This window comes from Streptomyces sp. GC420, assembly GCF_009916105.1.
In the GTDB taxonomy this organism is placed as follows: domain Bacteria; phylum Actinomycetota; class Actinomycetes; order Streptomycetales; family Streptomycetaceae; genus Streptomyces.
In genome coordinates this window covers 1-6410 of sequence record NZ_JAAAXQ010000410.1, presented here as the reverse complement: position 1 = coordinate 6410, position 6410 = coordinate 1, and the positions used below count along the sequence as shown (strand labels likewise).

The window sequence follows — 6410 nt, the reverse complement described above, 5'->3', positions numbered from 1 at the left end:
CCCGTCACCCGACCACCACCCCTCACGGAGGCGCTACGCGCCCACCCATTCTTCGGTGCCGTCGGAGAAGTGCTGGTGCTTCCAGATGGGGACCTCGTGCTTGAGGTCGTCGATCAGCCTTCGGCAGGCCTCGAAGGCCTCGCCCCTGTGCGGGCAGGACACCGCGACGACGACGGCCATGTCGCCCACTGCCAGGTCACCCACACGGTGCACCGCCGCCAGGGCCCGCACCGGGTAGTCGGCGACGACCTTCTCCGCGATCCGGCGCATCTCCGCCTCGGCCGTCGGGTGGCACGAATAGCCCAGCGCGTCCACCTCGGCGCCCCCGTCGTGGTTGCGCACGGTGCCGACGAACAGCGCGGTCCCGCCCGCCGCGTCGTCACCGACGGCACGGAAGACCTCGTCGAGGGAGAGCGGCGTCTCCCGTATCGCGACCAACCGAACAGGGTCGGCGCGCAGCGCTGTCCGTGAGGGGCGGTGGTCGGGCGACGGGCGGGCCGGGTCAGCGCGCAGCGCTGCGCCTGAGGGGCCGGCGGTGCCGGGAGCCGCCTGCTCGCCAGGGTGATCTTGGGTGCCGTTGCGTACCATGCCCCCCATGCTGCCCCACGGCACCGACAACGCGGAACGCCCCCGCGCCGGGGGCGGGCCCCACCGCCGCGGTCAGCGGCGGCGGGCCTTGCGGGCACGGCGTACCAGGGCGGCCGTACCCAGCAGCGCGACGGTCGCACCCGCGGCGCCCGCAGCCGTTGCGTCCTTGCGCCCGAGGCGGCGGCCCGCGACCGTGTGCCGGCCCTCGACCTCCTCCAGGAGCGCCGCCAGCACTTCCTCGTTCGTCCACTTCGGCCGCCAGCCGGCGTCGTGCAGCCTGCTCCCGCTGACCACCCACGGGTACATCGTGTACGCGAGGTCTCCGGCGGGCGAGGGCGTCAGCCCGATGCGGTGCAGCCGCGCGGCGGCGCCGAGGGCGACGGCCGAGGGCAGCTCCATGCGGCGGATGCCGCTGAGCTCCTCGACCTCCTCCTGCTCGAGCCAGCCGTCGCAGCCGACGGCCAGTTCGCCCTCGACCTTCTCCAGCGCCGCGTACTCCAGGGCACTCACCAGGTCCTCGGCGTGGCAGAACTGCCAGGTCGGGCGCGATCCGGCCACAACCAGCAGCCGGGGCGACTCGAAGTAGCGGGTCAGCGCGGTGTCGGTGCCTCCCACCAGGACCGCCGGCCTCAGGACGGTCACGTTGAGGCCCGGGTGGGCGCGGGGCGCGCGGCGGCCCAGCCGCTCGATCTCCAGCAGGTCGCCGACGCCGGTGGCCTCCGCGGTGGCCCTCAGCTCGGAGTCCTCGGACAGCGGCACGTCGTTGTCGGGCAGCGCGCCGTAGACCATCGCCGAGCTGCACAGCACCACCCGGCGGACGCCCGCGGCCGCGGCGGCCGTCAGCACCGTCTGGGTGCCGCGCACGTTGTACGCCGTCCGGGCCGTCGCCTCCGTGCCGAGGTCGAGGTCGACGGCGAGGTGCACCACGACGTCCACGCCGCGGAGCCTCTCGGCGATCGCGGGGTCGCGCACGTCGAGGATGTGCCACTGCGCCTCGGGAACCTCGCCGCGCCGCTCGTCGATGGCGACGACCTGCTTGATCTCCTCGGAGTCGGCGAGCCGCCGGGTCAGCAGCTCGCCGAGCCCCGTGGCGGCACCGGTGACCGCCACGACGGGTCCTCTGCCGGTCGCGGCGGCACCGTTTCGCGCTGCGCGAACGTCTCTTTCTGGGGAACTCACCGGCGTCTCCAGCGGTTGACTTCAGTACGGACGCGTGGTTGCGCGTACGTACCAGGTGGCGTCCATCCTGCCGCAGCCCCCGGGTCAGTGGTGCACCGAGCCCTTCGACGGGTCCTGGTGTCGGGCCCCGGCGCGACCCGGCCGGCACCCCCTACGCTGGATTGTGATGTCGGGCATTCGCCGTCGGCCGTCCGGGCCGCCGGCCCTAGCAGCCGAGGAAACCCGTGAGTGACACCCCATTCGGATTCGGCCTTCCGCCGGAGGAGCCGGAGAACGGCGACGAGGGCAAGAAGAAGGACAGCCACGGAGGTGGACAGGGCTCCGGAGGACAGGGTGGCCCGGCCGGCCCCTTCGGGTTCGGCTTTCCCGGTATCCCCGGCGGCCCCGGTGGACCCGGCGGGGACAACCCGCTCGCCGCGATGTTCGGTTCGCTGAACCCCAACGACCTGGGTGCCGCGTTCCAGCAGCTCGGGCAGATGCTCTCCTACGAGGGGGGCCCGGTGAACTGGGACATGGCCAAGGACATCGCCCGGCAGACCGTCGCGCAGGGCGGTCCCGGCGGCACCAAGGACGCCAGCGTCGGCCCCGCAGAGCGCGGCGCGGTCGAGGAGGCCGTGCGGCTGGCGGACCTGTGGCTGGACGGTGCGACGTCACTGCCCTCGGGCTCGGGGTCCGCGGTCGCCTGGAGCAGGGCGGAATGGGTCGAGGCGACCCTGCCGGTCTGGAAGGAGCTCGTCGATCCGGTGGCCGAGCGAGTCGGCGCCGCCATGGGCGATGTGCTCCCCGAGGAGATGCAGGCCATGGCCGGCCCGCTGCTCGGCATGATGCGTTCCATGGGCGGCGCCATGTTCGGCAGCCAGATCGGGCAGGCGCTCGGTGTGCTGGCCGGCGAGGTCGTCGGCTCGACGGACGTCGGGCTGCCGCTCGGCCCGTCCGGCAGGGCCGCGCTGCTGCCGCTGAACGTCGAGCTGTTCGGCAAGGACCTGGGCATCCCGCTGGACGAGGTGCGGCTGTACCTCGCGCTGCGGGAGGCGGCCCACCAGCGGCTGTTCGCGCACGTCCCGTGGCTGCGCTCGCACCTGTTCGGCGCGGTGGAGGGCTATGCCCGGGGCATCAAGGTGGACACCGGCAAGCTGGAGGACGTGGTCGGCCAGTTCGACCCGCAGAACCCCGAGGAGCTGCAGCGGGCCCTTCAGCAGGGCATGTTCCAGCCGGAGGACACTCCGGAGCAGAAGGCCGCGCTGGCGCGGCTGGAGACGGCTCTGGCGCTCGTCGAGGGCTGGGTGGACGCCGTGGTCCACGAGGCCGCCAAGCCGCGCCTGGCGTCCGCCGACGCGCTGCGGGAGACCCTGCGCAGGCGCCGTGCCTCCGGCGGCCCGGCGGAGCAGACCTTCGCCACGCTGATCGGCCTCGAACTGCGGCCGCGCCGGCTGCGGGACGCCTCGCGGCTGTGGGCCTCCCTCACTGACGCGCGCGGGGTGGACGGCCGCGACGGCCTGTGGGCCCACCCGGACATGCTGCCGACGGCCCAGGACCTCGACGACCCCGACGGCTTCGTCCACCGCGAGCAGCTGGACTTCTCCGAGCTCGACAGGATGCTCGGTGAGGCGGCGGGCCGGCGGGACGAGGGACGGGGCGGGGAAGGCTCCGCGGGCACCGAGGACGACAAGGGCGACGAGGGCAACGAAAAGAAGTGAGCCTGTACGACGACGCGGTGCTCGTCCTGAAGGACTACGAGCGCCAGCCGGCCCTGCGTGACGTCTACCTGGACCACCTGGCATCGCATCCCGACGGTGTCTGGAAGGCCTGCGGCGCCGGGCACATCACGGCGAGCGCGCTGGTGATCGACCCCGCGCGGGAGCGGGTGCTGCTTACGCTGCACAGGAAGCTCGGCATGTGGCTGCAGACGGGCGGCCACTGCGAGCCCGGTGACGCGACGCTGGCGGACGCCGCGATGCGTGAGGCGCGGGAGGAGTCCGGCATCCCTGAGGGCCTGGAACCGCTGCCCGGCGGCCCGGTGACCCTGGACCGGCACTCCATCCCGGCCCCCTGCCACTGGCACTTCGACGTGCAGTACGGCGTGCTGGCACCGCCGGACGCGGTGGCGGCCATCAGCGAGGAGTCACTGGACCTGCGCTGGTTCTCCTACGAGGAGGTGCCCGGGGTCGCCGACGAGTCGGTGGTCCGGCTCCTGGCGGGCATCCGCGCCCGCCTCGGGCACCGAACCTGATTCCGGTTCCGGTCTTGATCCGGAATCCGGGCATGCGCGTGAGCGAGGGGCGCCCCCCGGGGGGGCGCCCCTCTGCCGTACGACGCGCAGTGCCGGGGAATCCCCGGGTACTGCGGGACCGTCAGTTCCAGGCGTTGTTCTGGTTCTGGCCGTGCGAGCCGTTCTGCCCCATGCCGAACTGGGCGGCGAGTCCCTGCCCCACCACGGCGTTCTGCGGCGGCATCTGCTCACTGGGCTGCACCAGCGCGTACCCCTGACCGAGGAAGCTGAGCTCCCAGCCCTCCCCGGTGCTGCCGCGCCTGCGCCACACCCCGGAGGAGTGCGTCTGCGCCTGCATCTGCACCCGCAGCCCGCTGGACCAGGCCACGATCGCGTCCGCGTCGACGTTGACGTACTTGTCCGGGGTCACCTGGAGCATCAGCGGCTGGCCGGAGGTCATCAGGGCGACCTTGCCCTGCCCCGAGATGTTCAGCTGGTACTTGCCGGTGCCGGAGATGCCGTACTGGCTGTCCACGGCGATGACCTCGGTGTTCAGCTGCGAGTCCAGCGCGAGGACGTACTGGCTGTCCACGGTCATGCCCTCGCGGTCCACGTCCACCACATGGATGTGCTGGGCGAGGTTGGCGAAGTAGACGGTGCCCTGCCCTGAGCAGCGCATCAGGTCCAAGCCCTCACCGGTCCTGGCGCGTGCACGTCGCTGGCTGCCGGACTGGTACTCGCCGTCGAACTCGACGAGGCCCTGGTAGGCGACCATGGCGCCCTTGCGGGCCAGCACGTCGTCATTGCCGCCGAGCGTCACCCGCAGCAACTGCGGGTTCTGCATCGCATAGCGATCCTGACTCGGGTTCTCGGTCAGGCTGAAAAGCGGGCTCTGCATGGTTGTTCTCGCTCCCCCTCAGCCCCGGATCCGGAGGCGGTCGGTGCTGTCCTCACTGGGCTGTACGACGACGATGCCCTGGCCCGAGAAGGCCATCTGGTACGCCTCTCCGCTGCCCCGCCCGATCACCGAGGAGGCCTTGAAGCTGCGCTTGCCCTTGACCTTCAGGTTCGGCGACCAGGCGACCAGCGCGTCAGGGTCGACGTACGTCTCGTCCTCACCGCGTCCGCAGTCGACGACGATGGGCGTGCCGCGCGAGGTGAGGGCGAGCCAGCCGGTGCCGGAGATCTCGACGTTGAACATGCCCTGGCCGGCGAACTTGGCCAGACCCTTGACCTTCTCGACGCCGAACTGCAGGTGCGCGTCGAAGGCCAGCACATTGGTGCCGTTGACCGAGATCGAGTCGTTGTTGAGGTTGATCACGACGACGTCCGCGCCGTAGTCGGCGAGGTAGAGGATGCCGTCTCCGCTGGCCTTCATCACCGGGGCGCCCTCGCCGGTGATCCAGGAGGCGGCGGCCTGGCGCAGGGCCGGCGGGTTGGGCTCGTACTGGACGAAGCCCTCGTAGGCGACCATCGAGCCGGTGCGCGCGTAGAGGTCCTGGCCCGTGGCCATGACGACCTTGAGCATGGAACGGCCGTGGTTCTCCATACGGGCCATCGGCGGGGTCGGGGCGTAGCCCGCGAGCTGCTGGTTCATGATGTCGGGCTCCCTCAGACCTCGTACGGCTGGACGACGATGAAGTTTCCGGGCGCTCCCCGGAACTGGAGGTTGACCGTCTCTCCGCTGTGGCCCGGGAAGGCGTTGCGGCGCAGTCGCACCTGGCTGGAGAGGATCACCTGCGAGGCCGCGGACCAGGCGACGATGGCGTTGCTGTCAGCGAACGTCGTCGGGGTGACCGGCAGGACGACGGGGATGCCGTGCGTCTTGACGACGACGGTTCCGGTGCCCTGGAACTGCATCGTGAACAGGGCGCCGCCGGGAATGCCGTGGCCCTCGATCCTGCGCACCTCGTGCTGCAGACTCTCGTCGAAGGCGAGCACGTTCTCGGCGGAGACGCAGATCGCGTCGCCCTGGAGTTCGATGGGGTGCAGGTGCGCCCCCTCCTCGGCGAGGAAGACCTGGCCGCGGCCGGTGCAGCGCATCAGCTGCATCTCCTGGCCGGTCGCGTTGCCGACGATCCGGCCGGCGAAGCCGGCGCTCTTGTAGCTGAAGTCGACCTTGCCCTGGTACAGGACCATGCTGCCCTGGCGGGCGAGCACCGCCTGGCCGCCCATCATCAGGTCGACCCGCATCATCTGCTCGTTCTGCGAGGTCCAGCGCTGCCCGGTGGCGGCCTCCTTGTACGGCTGGAGGGCGGCGGTGAGGCCCGCTCCGGTCGCCGGGGCACCCTGCGGCACCGCGTAGCCGGCGGGGGCACCCGGCATGCCGGGTGCCTGCCCGAACGGGGCGGCCGGCTGCTGGCCGAAGGGAGCGCCCGGCTGCTGGCCGAAGGGCGGGGGCGCCGGCTGGCCCGGCACCTGACCGAACTGCGGC

General features: G+C 72.0%; 7 protein-coding genes. 2 read left to right on the top strand and 5 right to left on the bottom strand.

The genetic code is table 11. The features are described from left to right. Positions 1-33: 33 nt before the first annotated feature. Positions 34-597 (bottom strand): molybdenum cofactor biosynthesis protein MoaE, encoded by a 564-nt coding sequence (locus tag GUY61_RS32640; protein ID WP_398957717.1) that lies wholly within the window; start codon positions 595-597, stop codon positions 34-36. A 63-nt stretch (positions 598-660) separates the two neighbouring features. Then, positions 661-1767: an SDR family oxidoreductase gene (locus tag GUY61_RS32635; protein WP_166633935.1), complete on the bottom strand. Its 1107-nt coding sequence runs from the start codon at positions 1765-1767 to the stop codon at positions 661-663. Positions 1768-1991: 224 nt separating this feature from the next. On the opposite strand from GUY61_RS32635, the gene GUY61_RS32630 reads away from it, so the two are divergent. Then, positions 1992-3464 (top strand): zinc-dependent metalloprotease, encoded by a 1473-nt coding sequence (locus GUY61_RS32630; RefSeq protein WP_166633934.1) that lies wholly within the window; start codon positions 1992-1994, stop codon positions 3462-3464. Continuing rightward, positions 3461-3997, top strand: a complete 537-nt coding sequence (locus GUY61_RS32625; RefSeq protein WP_166633933.1) for an NUDIX hydrolase — start codon at positions 3461-3463, stop codon at positions 3995-3997. The genes GUY61_RS32630 and GUY61_RS32625 overlap by 4 nt, the downstream gene beginning before the upstream one ends. A 121-nt stretch (positions 3998-4118) precedes the next feature. Here GUY61_RS32625 and GUY61_RS32620 read toward each other — a convergent pair whose 3' ends face one another. The 3 genes from GUY61_RS32620 to GUY61_RS32610 form a co-directional block, all read right to left on the bottom strand. Next, entirely contained in the window at positions 4119-4874 is a 756-nt protein-coding gene (locus tag GUY61_RS32620) for an AIM24 family protein (protein ID WP_166633932.1), read from the bottom strand. 18 nt (positions 4875-4892) lie between these two features. Further along, on the bottom strand, positions 4893-5573 hold the full coding sequence (locus tag GUY61_RS32615; protein WP_166633931.1) for an AIM24 family protein: 681 nt from the start codon (positions 5571-5573) through the stop codon (positions 4893-4895). 14 nt (positions 5574-5587) lie between these two features. Continuing rightward, positions 5588-6410, bottom strand: an 823-nt coding sequence (locus GUY61_RS32610) for an AIM24 family protein (protein WP_208106745.1), incomplete at its 5' end; no start/stop codon positions are given.